Annotated in this window: 13 protein-coding genes; 4 read left to right on the forward strand and 9 right to left on the reverse strand. The window is 72.1% G+C overall.

Annotation, left to right across the window (positions count from 1 at the left end):
- Positions 1-132: 132 nt before the first annotated feature.
- The 3 genes from ACZ5TL_RS32755 to ACZ5TL_RS32765 all read right to left on the reverse strand — a co-directional run bounded on the left by ACZ5TL_RS32755 (position 133) and on the right by ACZ5TL_RS32765 (position 2,489).
- On the reverse strand, positions 133-792 hold the full coding sequence (locus ACZ5TL_RS32755) for an HAD family hydrolase (RefSeq protein WP_468594399.1): 660 nt from the start codon (positions 790-792) through the stop codon (positions 133-135).
- 174 nt (positions 793-966) lie between these two features.
- Entirely contained in the window at positions 967-1,365 is a 399-nt protein-coding gene (locus ACZ5TL_RS32760) for a RidA family protein (RefSeq protein ID WP_468594401.1), read from the reverse strand.
- Positions 1,362-2,489, reverse strand: coding sequence for an acyl-CoA dehydrogenase family protein (locus tag ACZ5TL_RS32765; RefSeq protein WP_468594402.1), 1,128 nt, complete (start codon positions 2,487-2,489; stop codon positions 1,362-1,364). Before ACZ5TL_RS32765 ends, ACZ5TL_RS32760 begins: the two co-directional genes overlap by 4 nt.
- Positions 2,490-2,615: 126 nt before the next feature.
- On the opposite strand from ACZ5TL_RS32765, the gene ACZ5TL_RS32770 reads away from it, so the two are divergent.
- From ACZ5TL_RS32770 to ACZ5TL_RS32780, 3 genes are all read left to right on the forward strand, one after another.
- Entirely contained in the window at positions 2,616-4,214 is a 1,599-nt protein-coding gene (locus tag ACZ5TL_RS32770) for an AMP-binding protein (RefSeq protein WP_468594403.1), read from the forward strand.
- A 15-nt stretch (positions 4,215-4,229) separates the two neighbouring features.
- Positions 4,230-5,042, forward strand: a complete 813-nt coding sequence (locus ACZ5TL_RS32775; protein WP_468594405.1) for a PaaX family transcriptional regulator — start codon at positions 4,230-4,232, stop codon at positions 5,040-5,042.
- Positions 5,043-5,272: 230 nt separating this feature from the next.
- Positions 5,273-5,845, forward strand: coding sequence for a cysteine hydrolase family protein (locus tag ACZ5TL_RS32780; protein ID WP_468594538.1), 573 nt, complete (start codon positions 5,273-5,275; stop codon positions 5,843-5,845).
- A gap of 33 nt (positions 5,846-5,878) precedes the next feature.
- Here ACZ5TL_RS32780 and ACZ5TL_RS32785 read toward each other — a convergent pair whose 3' ends face one another.
- Both ACZ5TL_RS32785 and ACZ5TL_RS32790 read right to left on the reverse strand, forming a co-directional pair.
- Positions 5,879-8,284, reverse strand: a complete 2,406-nt coding sequence (locus ACZ5TL_RS32785) for a bifunctional salicylyl-CoA 5-hydroxylase/oxidoreductase (protein ID WP_468594406.1) — start codon at positions 8,282-8,284, stop codon at positions 5,879-5,881.
- Entirely contained in the window at positions 8,269-9,096 is an 828-nt protein-coding gene (locus ACZ5TL_RS32790) for an enoyl-CoA hydratase family protein (RefSeq protein ID WP_468594408.1), read from the reverse strand. The genes ACZ5TL_RS32785 and ACZ5TL_RS32790 overlap by 16 nt, the downstream gene beginning before the upstream one ends.
- A gap of 310 nt (positions 9,097-9,406) precedes the next feature.
- On the opposite strand from ACZ5TL_RS32790, the gene ACZ5TL_RS32795 reads away from it, so the two are divergent.
- Entirely contained in the window at positions 9,407-9,874 is a 468-nt protein-coding gene (locus ACZ5TL_RS32795) for an ATP-binding protein (RefSeq protein ID WP_468594410.1), read from the forward strand.
- A gap of 95 nt (positions 9,875-9,969) precedes the next feature.
- Here ACZ5TL_RS32795 and argF read toward each other — a convergent pair whose 3' ends face one another.
- From argF to ACZ5TL_RS32815, 4 genes are all read right to left on the reverse strand, one after another.
- A complete protein-coding gene (argF, locus tag ACZ5TL_RS32800; RefSeq protein ID WP_468594412.1) occupies positions 9,970-10,977 on the reverse strand; it encodes an ornithine carbamoyltransferase in 1,008 nt (335 codons plus the stop codon).
- Between the two features lie 88 nt (positions 10,978-11,065).
- On the reverse strand, positions 11,066-12,289 hold the full coding sequence (locus ACZ5TL_RS32805; protein ID WP_468594414.1) for an arginine deiminase: 1,224 nt from the start codon (positions 12,287-12,289) through the stop codon (positions 11,066-11,068).
- 131 nt (positions 12,290-12,420) lie between these two features.
- Positions 12,421-14,961 (reverse strand): polynucleotide kinase-phosphatase, encoded by a 2,541-nt coding sequence (locus tag ACZ5TL_RS32810; RefSeq protein WP_468594416.1) that lies wholly within the window; start codon positions 14,959-14,961, stop codon positions 12,421-12,423.
- Entirely contained in the window at positions 14,958-16,421 is a 1,464-nt protein-coding gene (locus ACZ5TL_RS32815) for a 3' terminal RNA ribose 2'-O-methyltransferase Hen1 (RefSeq protein WP_468594417.1), read from the reverse strand. Before ACZ5TL_RS32815 ends, ACZ5TL_RS32810 begins: the two co-directional genes overlap by 4 nt.
- Positions 16,422-16,492: the final 71 nt, after the last annotated feature.

Raw genomic sequence — 16,492 nt, forward strand, 5'->3', positions numbered from 1 at the left:
TACTCAAGTCGAAGCCCTCACGCTTTGGTGATGTGACGGACCGTCCGGGCAGAAACGTCCGGAATGCTGAGACCTGACCACGGTCTCGGCAACGGCATGTCGTTTCAGCACCTCTGGGCGAGCTGGGCGAAGTCAGCGGGGAGCGGTCGCCAGCAGTTCGGGCAGGGTGCGCATGTCGTCGAACACGACGGTGCCCGGCCCCTCCATCCGCGAGGCCGGCGTGAGGCCGCCGCAGTAGCCGAAAGCCCGCATGCCGGCGGCCCGAGCCGCACGCACCCCGTACGCGCTGTCCTCGACCACCGCACACCGCCCGGGCTGCACCCCCATGGAGCGTGCCGCGTGCAGGAAGAGGTCGGGCGCGGGTTTGCCTCGACGGACGTCAGCCGCGCTGAAGACGCGGTTCGCGAAGTGGTCCGTCAGACCGGTGATCTCCAGGCTTCTCCGGATGCCCGCGTGATCACCGTTCGACGCGACGCAGACGGCCGTCGCGAGGCGGCTCAGAACCTCTACGACGCCGTCGACAGGGGTCAGTTCGGCCTCGAACGCCGCCTCATACAGATGCTCGTACTTCCGTAGCCAGCCCTTTTCCAAGCGCCGACCGAGCCGTTCCTCCACGGCCGCGGTGTAGACCTCGGTGGACGAGCCCACGAACCGCTCGATGATCTCGGCTTCGGTGAACGCGCACCCCAGGTCAGCCATGATCATCGCGTCGACTCTGACGCATATCTTCTCGCTGTCCACCAGCACACCGTCACAGTCGAAGATCACCAGTTCAACAGGGCTCCGCGTCATGATCAGCAGCCTAGAGGTCCGCGCACGCCCCGCCCCGCGTACGGTTGCCGCCGCCCCGGAAGGCCGACCGTTACCGCCGAGGGCGCCGGCGAACTGCTGCCGGGCAGGCGCGCGTTGGGACCCCGCCGGGTGACGGCGGCGCGGTCGGCCGTCGCGGCCCGCACCGAGGGCGCGCTACGGCAGTACCGCGAAGCCGTCCAGTTCCACCAGTGCCTCCTCGTCCCACAGCCGGACGACCTCGACGACCGCCATGGCCGGGTAGTCGCGGCCGGCCAGTTCGCGCCACAGGCGGCCCAGTTCACGCGCGTGCGCGCGGTACGCCTCGACGTCCGTGGCGTAGACGGTGACGCGGGCGAGGTCCGGCGGGGTGCCGCCGGCCGCCGCGAGGGCGGACAGCAGGTTGGTGAGGGCCTGCTCGAACTGTTCCGGCAGGGTCCGCCCCACCACCTTGCCGTCGGTGTCCAGCGCGGTCTGTCCCGCCAGGAACACCACCCGGGAGCCGGAGGCGACGACGGCGTGGGAGAAGCCGGCCGGCGGGGACAGGCCGGGCGGATTGACGCGCTCGGTGGTCACCGGGCCTCCTGGTGGGCGTACAACTCCTTGGCGATGATGCCGCGTTGCACCTCGCTGGCGCCCTCGTAGATGCGGGGCGCGCGCACCTCGCGGTAGAGGTGTTCGAGCAGATGGCCGCGTTGCAGCGCCCGGGCGCCGTGCAGTTGGACGGCCGTGTCGACGACGTACTGGGCGGTCTCGGTGGCGAGCAGTTTCGCCATGGCGGAGCGCCGGGGCACGTCCGGGGCGCTCTCGTCGTACGCCGTCGCCGCCGCGTAGACCATCAGCCGGGCCGCCTCCGTGCGCAGGGCCATCTCGGCGACCTGGTGGGAGACGGCCTGGAGGTCGCGGAGCCTGCCGCCGAAGGCCTCGCGTCCGGCGGTGTGGGCGAGGGTCGCGTCGAGGGCCGCCTGTGCCATGCCGACCGCGAAGGCGCCGACGCTGGGCCGGAACAGGTTGAGCGTGCCCATGGCGACCCGGAAGCCGCGGTCGGTCTCGCCCAGTACGTCCTCGGCCGTCACGGGTACGGCGTCGAAGTCGAGCGCGCCGATGGGGTGCGGGGAGAGCATGTCCAGGCCACGGCCGGACAGGCCCGGCCGGTCGGCGGGCACGAGGAACGCCGTGACGCCCCGCGCCCCGGCGCCCGGGGTGGTCCGGGCGAAGACGGTGTGGAAGTCGGCCTCGGGGGCGTTGGAGATCCAGCACTTCTCGCCGGTGAGCCGCCAGCGGCCGGGGCCGTCGGGGGTGGCGGTCAAATCCAGCGCCGCCGCGTCCGACCCGGCCCCCGGCTCGCTCAGGGCGAAGGCCGCGATCGCGGTGCCGTCGGCCACCCGGGGCAGCCAGCGGGCCCGTTGCGCCTGCGAGCCGTGCGCGTGCAGGGGGTGGGCGCCCAGGCCCTGGAGGGCGAGGGCCGTTTCGGCCTCCGTGCAGCCGTGGGCCAGGGACTCGCGCATCAGGCACAGGTCGAGTGCACCGGAGGTGAACAGGCGCCCCAGCAGCCCCAGTCGGCCGAGTTCTGCGACCAGGGCCCGGTTCACACGGCCGGGCTCGCCCTTCTCGGCCAGGGGGCGCAGCCGCTCCGCGGCCAGGGCGCGCAGCTCGGCACACCAGGCGAGCTGTGCCGGTTCGAGCGAGAATGCGGTCATCGCCAGTCCCTTCTCCGCCGCCCTGCTTCCGGCCGGGCCACTCCGAGACTATCGCGCACCGTTGACTGTCGTCACCAACACGATACGCTCCTGGGGCGAGCCCACCACGCCAAGGGGGCGAACCGTATGCACGCACGGCGCACGGCCCACGTCGACACCTTCGCGCGCGACCATCTGCCACCCCCGGACCAGTGGCCCGAGCTCCGCTTCGACCGTCCGGAGCTGCGTTACCCCGAACGGCTCAACTGCGCCGCCGAGCTGCTGACCGGCCCGCCCGGCGACCGCCCGGCGTTCCTCACCCCGACGGGCGAGCCGTGGACGTACGCCGCCCTGCGCGCCCGGGTCGACCGCATCGCCCACCTGCTCACCGGCGCACTCGGCGTCGTCCCCGGCAACCGTGTGCTGCTGCGCGGCCCCACCACCCCCTGGCTCGCCGCCTGCTGGCTGGCCGTGCTGAAGGCGGGGGCCGTCGCGGTCACCGTGCTCGCCCAGCACCGCCCGCACGAGCTCAGCACCCTGTGCGAGATCGCCCGGGTACGGCACGCGCTGTGCGACATCCGGGCCGTCGACGACCTCACCAAGGCCGAGGTCCCGGACCTGCGGATCACGACCTACGGCGGTGACGCCCCGGACGACCTCCTCAACCGCCCGGCGCCCGGCACCCCGTACGAGGCCGTCGGGACAGCGGCCGACGACGTGGCGCTGATCGCCTTCACCTCCGGCACCACCGGCCGCCCCAAGGGCTGTATGCACTTCCACCGGGACGTCCTGGCGATCGCCGACACCTTCTCCCGGCACGTCCTGCGGCCCCGGCCGGACGACGTCTTCACCGGCAGTCCCCCGCTCGGCTTCACCTTCGGGCTCGGCGGGCTGGTGGTCTTCCCGCTGCGGGCCGGGGCGAGCGCGCTCCTGCTGGAGCAGGCCGGCCCCAGGCAGCTGCTGCCGGCCATCGCCCGGCACCGGGTCTCGGTGCTGTTCACGGCCCCGACGGCGTACCGCGCGATGCTCGACGAGCTCGACGGCCACGACGTCTCGTCCCTGCGCCGCTGCGTCTCGGCCGGTGAGAACCTGCCCGCGGCCACCTGGCAGGCCTGGCACGAGCGCACCGGCCTGCGCGTCATCAACGGCATCGGCGCCACCGAGCTGCTGCACATCTTCATCTCCGCGGCCGACGAGCGGATCCGGCCCGGGACGACCGGGACCCCCGTGCCGGGCTGGCAGGCGCGCGTGCAGGACGAGCACGGTGAGCCCGTGCCCGACGGGCAGCCGGGACTGCTCGCCGTGCGCGGACCGGTCGGCTGCCGCTACCTCGCCGACCCGCGCCAGCGCGAGTACGTGCACGGCGGCTGGAACGTCACCGGCGACACCTACGTCCGCGAACCCGACGGGTACTTCCGGTACGTCGCCCGCGCCGACGACATGATCATCTCGGCCGGGTACAACATCGCGGGCCCCGAGGTCGAGGACGCGCTGCTGCGGCACCCGGACGTGGTGGAGGCGGCCGTCGTGGGCCGGCCCGACGAGACGCGCGGCCAGGTCGTCGTGGCCTTCGCCGTCCTGAAGGAGGGCGCCCAACGGGACGCCGAGGCGCTGCGCGCCTTCGCCAGGACCGAACTGGCACCGTACAAGTGCCCGCGCGAAATCGTCTTCCTGGACGCGCTGCCGCGCACGGCCACCGGCAAGCTCCAGCGGTTCAGACTGCGCACCCGGGGCGGCCGGAAGTGATCCGTACGACCTAAGATGATCAACGTGTCCGACCAGCATGCACCACGGTCTCTCATCGTCACGCTCTACGGCGCGTACGGGCGCTTCGTGCCGGGCCCCGTGCCCGTCGCCGAGCTGATCCGGCTCCTGGCCGCGGTCGGCGTGGACGCGCCGTCCGTACGGTCCTCGGTGTCGCGGCTCAAGAGACGCGGACTGCTCGTGCCCGTCCGCACCGCGCAGGGCGCAGCCGGGTACGAACTGTCCCCGGACGCCCGCCAGTTGCTCGACGACGGCGACCGGCGCGTCTACGCCACCGTGCCGCCCGAGGACGAGGGCTGGGTACTCGCGGTGTTCTCCGTGCCCGAGTCGGAGCGGCAGAAGCGGCACGTGCTGCGCTCACGGCTGGCCGGTCTCGGTTTCGGCACGGCGGCGCCGGGCGTGTGGATCGCGCCCGCGCGGCTCTACGAGGAGACCCGGCACACCCTCCAGCGGCTGCGGCTCGACGCGTACGTCGACTTCTTCCGCGGCGATCACCTCGGCTTCGCCCCGACCGCGGAGGCCGTCGCCCGCTGGTGGGACCTGGCCGCCATCGCCAAGGAGCACGAGGCCTTCCTCGACCGCCACGCGCGCGTGCTGCACGACTGGGAGAAGCGCGAGGACACCCCGCCCGAGGACGCGTACCGCGACTACCTCCTCGCCCTGGACTCCTGGCGCCACCTCCCCTACACCGACCCGGGCCTGCCCTCCGCGCTCCTCCCCGGGGACTGGCCGGGGGTGCGCTCGTCGGCGGTGTTCCGGGGGCTGCACGAGCGGCTGCGGGACGCGGGCGCGCAGTTCGTGATGCCGTGATGCCGCGGCGGGAGCCGAGGCTCGCCGCCCTGGTCAGCCCCATCGGCTGTCAGGTCCATCGGGTGTTAGGTCCATCGGGTGTTAGGTCCATCGGGCCTCCGGGTACTCGTCAGCGCGTTCCCGGCACCCGCACCACACGCTTCACTCGGGAGACGCGATGCTCCGACCCACCTCGCCCGAGATCCCGCCGCGACCGCATGCGTGAGCGCATCCGACGGGCGGCACAGACCATGGAACGGCAGTCGGACCCGACGCGGTCGGCTCTGATCGTGATCGACATGATCAACACATACGACCACGAGGACGCCGAGCTGCTCGTGCCGTCCGTCGAAGAGACCGTGCCGGTCATCGCGGAGCTGATCGGCCGGGCCCGCGAGGCGGACGTGCCGGTGATCTACGTGAACGACAACTTCGGGCTGTGGCGCTCGCAGCACGGAGAGCTCGTCGACACCGCGCTGTCCCGGCCGCACGCCCACCTGGTCGAGCCGGTCCGGCCCGACGACGCGTCGCTCTTCGTGCTGAAGGCCCGCCACTCCGTGTTCTACGAGACGCCGCTGGCCTACCTCCTGTGGAGCCTGGGCGTCGGACATGTGGTGCTGACCGGCCAGGTCACCGAACAGTGCGTCCTCTACTCCGCCCTCGACGCGCACATCCGGCACCTGGAGGTCACGGTGCCCAAGGACGCCGTCGCCTCCATCCACCCCCATCTTGCCTCCGCGGCCCTGGAGATGATGGAGCGCAACATGGGCGCCCGGATCATCACGGCGAAGGAAACCGACTTCCCGGCCGCACGCCAGAGCTAGGAGCCGGTCCCCCGCCTCACAGGCTCAGCTGCCTCACAGGCTCAGCCGCGGCTTCGGCGCGTCCGTGCGGCCGGTCTGGGGGCGGCGGCTGCCCGCTCGGTAAGGGGCCGGCCAGGTCGCGCCCGGTCCCGTGTAGCCCTGTTCGGCCGCCGCGTGCAGGGTCCAGTGCGGATCGTAGAGGTGGGGGCGGGCCAGGGCGCACAGGTCGGTGCGGCCCGCCAGAATCAGGGAGTTGACGTCGTCCCAGGAGGAGATCGCGCCGACGGCGATCACCGGGATGCCGATGGCGTGACGGATCCGGTCCGCGAACGGCGTCTGGTACGACCGTCCGAACTCGGGCCGCTCGTCCGCCACGACCTGCCCCGTCGACACGTCGATGGCGTCGGCGCCGTGCGCGGCGAAGGCCCGGGCGATCTCGACGGCCTCCTCGGCGGTCGTCCCGCCCTCGGCCCAGTCGGTGGCGGAGATCCGGACCGTCATGGGCCGCTCCCCGGGCCACACGTTCCGTACGGCGTCGAACACCTCCAGCGGGAAGCGCAGCCGCTTCTCCAGCGAGCCGCCGTAGGCGTCGGTGCGGTGGTTGGTCAGCGGGGAGAGGAAGCCGGACAGCAGATAGCCGTGGGCGCAGTGCAGTTCGAGCAGGTCGAAGCCGGCGCGGGCGGCACGGCAGGCGGCGGCCGCGAACTGCTCTCGAAGGTCGGTGAGCTGGGCGCGCGACAGCTCCCGCGGGGTCTGGCCGAACGGCTTGTACGGCAGCGCTGAGGCTGCCACGAGCGGCCAGTTGCCCTCCTCCAGCGGCTCGTCCATGCCCTCCCACATCGGTTTCGTGGAACCCTTGCGGCCGCTGTGGCCGAGCTGCACGCCGATCGCGGTGCCGGGTGCCCGGTCGTGCACGAAGTCCGTGATCCGCTTCCAGGCCTCGGCCTGCCGGCCGGTGTAGAGGCCTGCGCAGCCGGGCGTGATCCGGCCCTGCTCGCTGACGCACACCATCTCGGTCATCACCAGCCCGGCCCCGCCCATCGCCCGCGCGCCCAGATGGACGAGATGGAAGTCGCCGGGGACGCCGTCGGCCGCCGAGTACATGTCCATGGGCGAGACGACGACCCGGTTGCGCAGGGTCAGGCCGCGCAGCCGGAACGGGGTGAACATCGGGGGCGTGCCGGGCGGGCAGCCGAACTCGTGCTCCACCGTCTCCGTGAAGCGGGCGTCGCGCAGCCGCAGGTTGTCGTGGGTGACGCGGCGGCTACGGGTGAGCAGGTTGAAGGCGAACTGGCGGGGCGGCTGGTCCAGGTACAGGGGGAGGTTCTCGAACCACTCCAGGCTGGCCCGGGCGGCGCGCTGCGTGGAGGCGACGACGGGACGCCGCTCCGCCTCGTACGCGGCCAGGGCCTCGGGCAGCGAGTCCTGTTCGTCCAGGCAGGCGGCCAGGGCGAGGGCGTCCTCGACGGCGAGCTTGGTGCCGGAGCCGATGGAGAAGTGGGCCGTGTGGGCGGCGTCGCCGAGGAGGACGACGTTGCCGTGCGACCAGTGGTCGTTGACGACCGTGCGGAAGGTCGTCCACGCGGAGTTGTTCGACGTCAGGGGGCGGCCGCGGAGTGCCTCCGCGAAGATCTTGGCGCAGCGTTCGATCGACTCGGTTTCGCCGAGCTCGTCGAAGCCGGCCGCGCGCCAGACCTCTTCGCGCATCTCGATGATCACGGTGGATGCGCCGCATTGATCCTGCGGCCCGGAGGGCCTCGTCGAGGGGTGGTGGCCGCGCGACGGGCGGGAATAGGGGTAGCCGTGGAGTTGCATCACGCCGTGTTCGGTTTCGGCGATCTCGAAGCGGAAGGAGTCGAAGGGGAAGCCGACGGCCAGCCAGATGTAGCGGCAGCGGTGGGCGGTGAGCCGGGGGCGGAAGACGTCCGCGTACGTCTCGCGTGTGGTGCTGTGGATGCCGTCCGCCGCGATGACCAGGTCGTGGGTCCGTGAGAGGTCCTTCGGGGCCTCGGTGCGGAAGCGGAGGTCGACGCCGAGGTCGCGGCAGCGGTTGTGGAGGATGTCGAGGAGTCGCTGGCGGCCGAGCGCGGCGAAGCCGTGGCCTCCGGAGGTGTGGCGGGTGTCGCGGTGGACGATGTCGATGTCGTCCCAGCGGACGAAGTGCCGCTGGAGGGCCTCGTAGACCACCGGGTCGGCGTGCTCTATGCCGCCGAGGGTCTCGTCGGAGAGGACCACGCCGAAGCCGAACGTGCTGTCCGGGGGGTTGCGTTCCCAGACGGTGACGTCCCGGGTGGGGTCGAGGCGCTTGAGGAGGGCGGCGGCGTAGAGACCGCCGGGGCCGCCGCCGATGACCGCGACGCGTAGCGGGTGGTCCGGCCCGGTGTGTGGCTGCGGACCGTGTGTGGCTGGTCGCGCCGCTCCCCGCGCCCCTGAACGCACCGCACTCAACGTCCGCTCCATTTGGGAGGGCGCTTCTCCGTGAACGCCGCGTGGAACTCCGCGTAGTCCTCTCCTGTCATCAGGAGGGCCTGGGTCGAGGCGTCCAGCTCGATCGATGCCGCGAGCGGCATGTCCAGCTCCGACGTGAGGAGGGCCTTCGTCTGGGCGTACGCCAGGGCCGGGCCCTCGGCCAGGCGGTGGGCCAGTCGCTGTGCCGCCTCGTCGGCGCGGCCCTCCTCCGTCAGTTCGCTGATCAGGCCGATGCGCTCGGCCTCCCGGGCGCGGACCGGGTCGCCCAGCATCAGCAGGCGGGTCGCGTGGCCCAGGCCGACGACCCGGGGCAGGAGGTAGGCCGCGCCCATGTCGCCACCGGAGAGGCCGACGCGGGTGAAGAGGAAGGCGAAGCGGGCGGTGGGGTCGGCGATGCGGAAGTCCGCGGCCAGGGCCAGGACCGCTCCGGCGCCCGCCGCCACGCCGTGCAGCGACGCGATCACCGGGAAGGGGCACTCCCGGACCGCGCGGACCACCTGGCCCGTCATCCGGTTGAAGTCCAGGAGCTGGGCGGTGTCCATGGACAGGGTGGCGCCGATGATCTCGTCGACGTCGCCGCCGGAGCAGAAGCCGCGACCCTCGCCGGCCAGCACCAGGGCCCGTACGGACCGCTCCCGGGAGAGCTCCGCGAGCAGGTCGCGCAGGTCGGCGTAGGCGCCGAAGGTGAGCGCGTTGAGCTTCTCGGGGCGGGCGAGCGTGACGGTGGCGACGCCGTCGGTGAGGGCGACGCGCAGATGCTCCCAGCTCGGGGTGCGGGCGGCGGAGCCGGTGAAGGGACTCATGACGTGCGGCCTCCTCGGGCGGGCACTGCCTCACTGAGCTCTACCCCACGAAGCTATCACCTATTCGTGACTGTCGTCATGAGTGCGCTACAGGCCGTGCGGGTAGGACTCTCGCGTGGGGCCCGGGTGTGATCTGGGCCGGTTACATCCGTCACGGATCGTCCACACCGGCGTAACGGCGGGAGCAGCGGTGCGCGGCACCGCGTTCACCTGGGTAAGCCGTCCGGCAAGGGGGCGAAGGCGCCCCCGACGGTGCCCCTCGGACGCCATCGGGAAGCGGCGCCGTACCATTCATCAGGTTGAAAGCAGGATGTCCTGCTCCATGAACGGACCCGCCTTGTACGAACTCCCCTCAGCCCCCGCCTCCTGGCGCGTCGCGCTGCCGCACACCGCGGCCGCGGTGCCCGTGGCCCGTGCCCTGGTCCGTACGGCGCTGGCCGAGCTGGAGCACGGGGCGGACTCCGACACCGCCGAGCTGCTCACGGCGGAACTCGTGGCCAACGCCGTGGAGCACACCTCCGGCGGGACACCGATAGAGCTGGTCGTGGAGCTGATGCCCTCGGGGTGCCGGGTCGAGGTGCACGACACCGACCCGGCGCCGCCCGGCGATCTCACCTGTCCGGCCGGCGGGCCGCCCGACCCCTGGCAGGAGCACGGGCGCGGACTGCTGCTGATCCGCACCCTGAGCTCCTCGTGCGGGCACCGGCCGACCGAGTCCGGCAAGGCGGTGTGGTTCAGGCTGTCCGCGGTACCGGCTCAGCGGCGCCCGTCGGCGTGATGCGGGCGAGCCGGGAGTTCCGGCGCCCGTAGAGCGGATGCGGTGCCAGGCCGCGCGGCCCGGGCGGGCAGAGTGAAAAGACCCCTGAGGCCTGTTCAGGCGAGGGTTGCCACCATGACCGCCTTGATGGTGTGCATCCGGTTCTCCGCCTCGTCGAAGACGACCGAGTGGGCCGACTCGAAGACCTCGTCGGAGACCTCCAGGTACTCCAGGCCGTGGGCCGCGTGGATCTCCCGGCCGACCCTGGTGCCGAGGTCGTGGAAGGCGGGCAGGCAGTGCAGGAACTTCACGTCCGGGTTGCCGGTGGCGCGCAGGACGTCCATGGTCACGGCGTACGGGGCGAGGGCGGTGATGCGCTCGGCCCAGACCTCCTTCGGCTCGCCCATGGAGACCCAGACGTCCGTGGCGACGAAGTCGGCGCCGCGGACGCCCTCGTCCAGGGTCTCGGTGAGCGTGACGCGGGCGCCGCTGGCCGCGGCGAGCGCGCGGGCCCGGTCGACGACCTCCTCGGCCGGCCAGAACTCCTTCGGCGCGACGAGGCGGACGTCCATGCCGAGCAGGGCGCCGGTGACCAGGTAGGAGTTGCCCATGTTGAAGCGGGCGTCGCCCAGGTAGGCGAAGGCGGTCTCCGTCAGCGGCTTGGCGCAGTGCTCGGTCATGGTGAGCACGTCGGCGAGCATCTGGGTGGGGTGCCAGTCGTCGGTGAGCCCGTTGTAGACCGGCACCCCGGCGTACGCGGCCAGCTCCTCCACCTTCCGCTGACTGTCACCCCGGTACTCGATCGCGTCGTACATCCGGCCCAGCACCCGCGCGGTGTCCTTGACCGACTCCTTGTGGCCGATCTGCGAGCCGGAGGGGTCGAGGTACGTGGTCGAGGCGCCCTGGTCGGCGGCCGCGACCTCGAACGCGCAGCGGGTGCGGGTGGAGGTCTTCTCGAAGATCAGCGCGATGTTGCGGCCCCGCAGGTACTGCACCTCGTCCCCGGCCTTCTTGGCGGCCTTCAGGTCCGCGGCCAGCTCGACCAGACCGCGGAACTCCTCCTCGGTGAGGTCCAGCTCCTTGAGGAAGTGGCGGCCGGCGAGGGCGGTCGGGACAGTCGCCATGGGGGCGCTCCAGGGATACGGGGACACAGACTCCTGGAATACTATACGAAGCTCAGCATGTCTATACGGAGCGGTGTCCAGGGGGTGGCTACACCGGCTCCCGTTCCACGGGGCAGCTCATGCACCGCGGCCCGCCCCTGCCGCGCCCCAGCTCGCTGCCCGGGATCTCTATCACCTCGATGCCCTGTTTGCGCAGGTGGGTGTTGGTGGTGGCGTTCCGTTCGTAGGCGACGACGACTCCGGGTTCGACGGCGAGGACGTTGCAGCCGTCGTCCCACTGCTCGCGCTCGGCCGCGTGCACGTCCTGGGTCGCGGTGAGCACGCGGATCTCGTTCAGGCCGAGCGCGGCGGCGATCGCGCGGTGCATGTGCTCCGGCGGATGGCAGGTGACTTTCAGCTCCTTCTCGCCGACGCCCGGCTCGATGGTGTACGACCGGAGCATGCCGAGGCCCGCGTACTGGGTGAAGGTGTCGCCGTCGACCATCGTCATCACGGTGTCGAGGTGCATGAAGGCACGCCGCTTGGGCATGTCGAGGGCCACGATGGTCTCGGCGGACCCGGCGGCGAACAGCTTGTGCGCGAGCATCTCGACGGCCTGCGGGGTGGTGCGCTCGCTCATGCCGATGAGCACGGCCCCGTTGCCGATGACCAGCACGTCCCCGCCCTCGATGGTCGACGGGTAGTCGGCCTGCCCCTCGGACCACACGTGGAACGTCTCGTCCCGGAAGAGCGGGTGGTGCCGGTAGATCGCCTCGAAGTGCACGGTCTCGCGCTGCCGGGCGGGCCAGCGCATGGCGTTGATGGACACGCCGTCGTAGATCCAGGCGGAGGTGTCGCGGGTGAAGAGGTGGTTGGGCAGGGGGTCCAGCAGGAAGTCGTCCAGTTCCATGGCGTGGAAGCGCACGGAGGTCGGCTCGGGGTGCTCGTCCAGGAACTCGCGTTTGGTCATGCCGCCGACCAGGTCCTCGGCCAGTTGCCGCGCGGGCAGGTTCTCGAAGGCGGCTCTCAGATGGTCCGTGGCCAGCGGGCCGTACTCCTTCTCGTCGAAGACCCGGTCCAGGACGAGGGATCTGGCCGCCGGGATTTCGAGCGTCTCGGCCAGGAGGTCACCGAAGAGGTGGACGGTGACGCCCCGGTCGCGCAGCACATCGGCGAACCCGTCGTGCTCGGCGCGGGCCCTGCGCACCCACAGCACGTCGTCGAAGAGCAGCGAGGTCTTGTTGCTGGGGGTGAGCCTTTTGAGCTCGAGATCGGGCCGGTGCAGGATGACGCGGCGCAGCCGCCCGGCCTCGGAGTGGACGTGGTATGCCATGCCTCCATCCTGACCACCGGAGCGCAGGTTGACGCGTTCCTCGCGTGTTTCCGCACGGTCTTGTTCACGTCTGTCTGACGACAACGGGCGGGCCGAGCGCCCCGGGCAGGGCACTCGGCCGGACCCTCTCGCTACAAGCGCGGGTCCACCGGCTCCGACTCCAGCGCCAGCACCCCGAACACCGCCTCGTGCACCCGCCACAGCGGCTCGCCCTCGGCCAGGCGGTCCAGGGACTCCAGGCCCAGGGCGTACTCGCGGATCGCGAGGGACCGCTTGTGGTTGAGGAAGCGCGAGCGCAGGCGGGCCAGGTTCTCCGGGCGGGTGTACTCGGGGCCGTAGATGATCCGCAGGTACTCGCGGCCCCGGCACTTGATGCCGGGCTGCACCAGGCGGCCCTCACGGTCGCGGACCACCGCGCCGACCGGCTTGACGACCATGCCCTCGCCGCCGCGCCCGGTCATCTCCAGCCACCAGTCGACGCCGGCCCGCACCGACTCCGGGTCGGCGGTGTCGACGTAGAGCCGCCGGGTGGTCTGGAGCAGTCCGCTGCCGTCGTGCTCGATCAGCCGGTCGAGCAGGGCGAGCTGCTCGTCGTGCGGCAGACCGGCGAGGCTGCGGCCCTGGACCGCGAGGATCTGGAACGGTGCCAGGCGGACGCCGTCCAGGCCGTCCGTGGTCCAGCAGTAGCGGCGGTACGCCTCGGTGAACGCGGCCGCGTCGGCGGACCGTTCGCCGGTGCGGGCCAGCAGCCCGGACACGTCCACGCCCCGCGCCGCCGCGCCCCGCAGCGCGGCCAGTGCCTCCGGGAGCACCGCGCCGGACGCGGCCCCCACGGCGGCGTACTGCGACCGCAGCAGCCCGGACGCCTTCAGCGACCAGGGCATCAGCTCGGCGTCGAGCAGCAGCCAGTCCGTCGCGAGCTCGTCCCAGAGGCCGGCCTCGCCGACCGCCGTGCGCACCCGGTCGAGGATCTCCTCGGTGAGGGCCTCGTCGTCGAGGAACGGGCGGCCGGTGCGAGTGTAGAGGGAACCGGTGGGTCCGTCCACGCCGAAGCGCCCCCGGGCCGCCTCGGCGTCCCGGCACACCAGGGCCACCGCCCGCGAACCCATGTGCTTCTCCTCGCACACGACCCGGGCGACGCCGTCCCGCTCGTACTGGGCGAAGGCCTCGGCCGGGTGCTCCAGGTAGCCGTCGACGTGACTCGTGGCCGTCGGGGCCATGGTCGGCGGGAGGTACGGCAGCAGCCGCGGGTCCACCGCGAAGCGGCTCATGACCTCCAGGGCCGCCGCCGCGTTCTCCTCACGGATCGACACGCGGCCCTGGTGCCGGGTCTCCACGACCCGGCGGCCCCGCACGTCGGCCAGGTCCAGCGGACGGCCGTCGTGCCCGCCGGGCGCCTCCGTGCGCAGCGGCTTCATGGGCTCGTACCAGACCCGCTCGGCCGGTACCTCGACCAGCTCGCGCTCCGGCCAGCGCAGCGCGGTGAGCTTGCCGCCGAAGACGGCGCCGGTGTCCAGGCAGATGGTGTTGTTGAGCCAGGTGGCCTCGGGGACCGGGGTGTGGCCGTAGACGACCGCGGCCCGGCCGCGGTAGTCCTCCGCCCACGGGTAGCGCACCGGCAGGCCGAACTCGTCGGTCTCCCCGGTCGTGTCGCCGTAGAGGGCGTGGCTGCGGACCCGGCCGGAGGTGCGGCCGTGGTACTTCTCGGGCAGACCGGCGTGGCAGACGACCAGCCGGCCGCCGTCGAGGACGTAGTGGCTGACGAGGCCGTCGAGGAACTCCCGTACCTCGGCGAGGAACTCCTCGCTCTCGCCCGTCATCTGCTCGATGGTCTCGGCGAGGCCGTGGGTGTGCTGGACCTTGCGGCCGCGCAGGTAACGGCCGTACTTGTTCTCGTGGTTGCCGGGCACGCACAGCGCGTTGCCGGACTTCACCATCGCCATCACGCGGCGCAGCACGCCCGGGCTGTCGGGGCCGCGGTCGACCAGGTCGCCCACGAAGACGGCCGTACGGCCCTCCGGGTGGACCCCGTCGGTGTAGCCCAGCTTGCCGAGCAGCGCCTCCAGTTCGGCGGCGCAGCCGTGGATGTCGCCGATGATGTCGAACGGGCCGGTGAGGTGGGTCAGGTCGTTGAAGCGTTTCTCGGTGACGACCGTGGCGTGCTCGGCCTCCTCCACGCCGCGCAGGACGTGCACCTTGCGGAAGCCCTCGCGCTCCAGGTGCCTGAGAGAACGGCGGAGTTCACGGGTGTGGCGCTGGATGACCCGGCGGGGCATGTCCGCGCGGTCGGTGCGGCCCGCGTTGCGCTCGGCGCACACCTCCTCGGGCACGTCGAGCACGATGGCGATCGGCAGCACGTCGTACTGCCGGGCCAGGTCGATCAGCTGGCGGCGCGCGTCGGACTGCACGCTGGTCGCGTCCACGACCGTGCGGCGGCCGGCCGCGAGGCGCTTGCCGGCGATGTAGTGCAGGACGTCGAAGGCGTCCTTGGTCGCGCCCTGGTCGTTCTCGTCGTCCGAGACCAGGCCGCGGCAGAAGTCGGAGGAGATGATCTCGGTGGGCTTGAAGTGCCTGCGCGCGAAGGTGGACTTGCCCGAACCGGAGGCGCCGACGAGCACCACCAGGGACAGGTCGGTGACGGGCAGCGTGCGCCCCTTGCGTACGTCGGTCATGCCGCCTTCGCCTCCTTCGGGGTGGTCATCGTGAACACGGCCATCTGGGTGGGCGGCCCCACCTCCGGGTCGTCGGGGCCCACAGGGACGAACTCGACGCCGTAGCCGTGCCGTTCGGCCACCGCCTCCGCCCAGGCGCGGAACTCGGCGCGGGTCCACTCGAAGCGGTGGTCGCCGTGCCGGACATGGCCGGCCGGGAGGGATTCCCAGCGGACGTTGTACTCGACGTTGGGGGTCGTCACGAGGACCGTGCGCGGTCGCGCCGAGCCGAACACGGCGTACTCCAGCGCGGGCAGCCGGGGCAGGTCGAGGTGCTCGATCACCTCGCTGAGCACGGCGGCGTCGTAGCCCTTGAGCCGGGCGTCGGTGTACGCGAGCGAGCCCTGGAAGAGCTTCACGCGCGCGGCCTGCCGCTCGCCCATGCGGTCCAGCTTGAGCCGCCGGGAGGCGATGGTGAGCGCCCGCATCGACACGTCGACGCCGACTATCTCGGTGAACACCGGGTCCTTGACCAGTGCCTGCACCAACTGGCCCTGGCCGCAGCCGAGGTCGAGCACCCGGGCGGCCCCGGACTGCCGCAGGGCCGTGACGATCGCCTCGCGGCGCCGCACGGCCAGCGGGGCCGGTTTCTCCTCGGTCTCGGTCTCCGCCTCGACCGCGTTGTCGATCTCCTCCACCTGGCTGTCGTCGGTCTCGGCGAGCCGCACGAGCTCCAGCCGCTCGGTCGCCGCACGGGTCAGCGACCAGCGGCGCGAGAGGTAGCGGCTGGTGATCAGCTTCTGCTCCGGATGGCCGGGCAGCCAGCCCTCACCGGCGCGCAGCAGCTTGTCGACCTCGTCGGGGGCGACCCAGTAGTGCTTGGCGTCGTCGAGGACCGGGAGCAGGACGTAGAGGTGGCGCAGGGCCTCGGCGAGGGTGAGCGCGGCCGACTCCAGTACGAGGCGCACGTACCGCGAGTCGCCCCACTCGGGGAACTCGGTGTCCAGCGGCACGGGCTCGGCGGTGACCGTCCAGCCGAGCGGCTCGAAGAGCTTGCGTACGAGGTCCGGGCCGCCGCGGGCGGGCAGCGCGGGCACCTCGACACGCAGCGGCCTGGCCTCGCCGGGGAGGTCGGGCCGGGCGTTGCAGACGCCCTTCATCGCGCTGGAGAAGACGTTGCTCAGCGCCACGGCGAGCAGGGAGGAGGCCGCGTAGGGGCGGTCGTTGACGTACTGCGCGAGTGCCGCGTCCGGGGCGCCGCCGCGGCCCTTGCCCTTGCCGCGCCGGACCAGGGCCACCGCGTCCACCTCCAGCAGCAGCGCCGCCGTGCAGCGCTGGGCTTCCGCCTCGGGGTAGAGGACGTGGGCCGTGCCGTAGGAGGTGGAGAACGCCTGCGCCTTGTCGGGATGCTTGTGCAGCAGGTGGCCGAGGTCGGTCGCGGGGCGCTCTGGAGTGCCGGTGGTACTGATCGTCAGGAACATGCGGAGGGCCTCTCCGGCTGGGTGGATGACTGCGGTGCCGTGCGCGCGAAAGCCCCCAGGAGTGGTGATCC

Source organism: Streptomyces sp. NPDC033136 (assembly GCF_055578235.1).

Coding starts and splice junctions, on each gene's coding strand:
- ACZ5TL_RS32790 (WP_468594408.1), bottom strand. CDS start 9,096: ATGAGTCCCTTCACCGGCTCCGCCGCCCGCACCCCGAGCTGGGAGCAT.
- ACZ5TL_RS32775 (WP_468594405.1), top strand. CDS start 4,230: ATGATCAACGTGTCCGACCAGCATGCACCACGGTCTCTCATCGTCACG.
- ACZ5TL_RS32780 (WP_468594538.1), top strand. CDS start 5,273: ATGGAACGGCAGTCGGACCCGACGCGGTCGGCTCTGATCGTGATCGAC.
- argF (WP_468594412.1), bottom strand. CDS start 10,977: ATGGCGACTGTCCCGACCGCCCTCGCCGGCCGCCACTTCCTCAAGGAG.
- ACZ5TL_RS32795 (WP_468594410.1), top strand. CDS start 9,407: ATGTCCTGCTCCATGAACGGACCCGCCTTGTACGAACTCCCCTCAGCC.
- ACZ5TL_RS32770 (WP_468594403.1), top strand. CDS start 2,616: ATGCACGCACGGCGCACGGCCCACGTCGACACCTTCGCGCGCGACCAT.
- ACZ5TL_RS32810 (WP_468594416.1), bottom strand. CDS start 14,961: ATGACCGACGTACGCAAGGGGCGCACGCTGCCCGTCACCGACCTGTCC.
- ACZ5TL_RS32805 (WP_468594414.1), bottom strand. CDS start 12,289: ATGGCATACCACGTCCACTCCGAGGCCGGGCGGCTGCGCCGCGTCATC.
- ACZ5TL_RS32765 (WP_468594402.1), bottom strand. CDS start 2,489: ATGACCGCATTCTCGCTCGAACCGGCACAGCTCGCCTGGTGTGCCGAG.
- ACZ5TL_RS32785 (WP_468594406.1), bottom strand. CDS start 8,284: ATGGAGCGGACGTTGAGTGCGGTGCGTTCAGGGGCGCGGGGAGCGGCG.
- ACZ5TL_RS32755 (WP_468594399.1), bottom strand. CDS start 792: ATGACGCGGAGCCCTGTTGAACTGGTGATCTTCGACTGTGACGGTGTG.
- ACZ5TL_RS32815 (WP_468594417.1), bottom strand. CDS start 16,421: ATGTTCCTGACGATCAGTACCACCGGCACTCCAGAGCGCCCCGCGACC.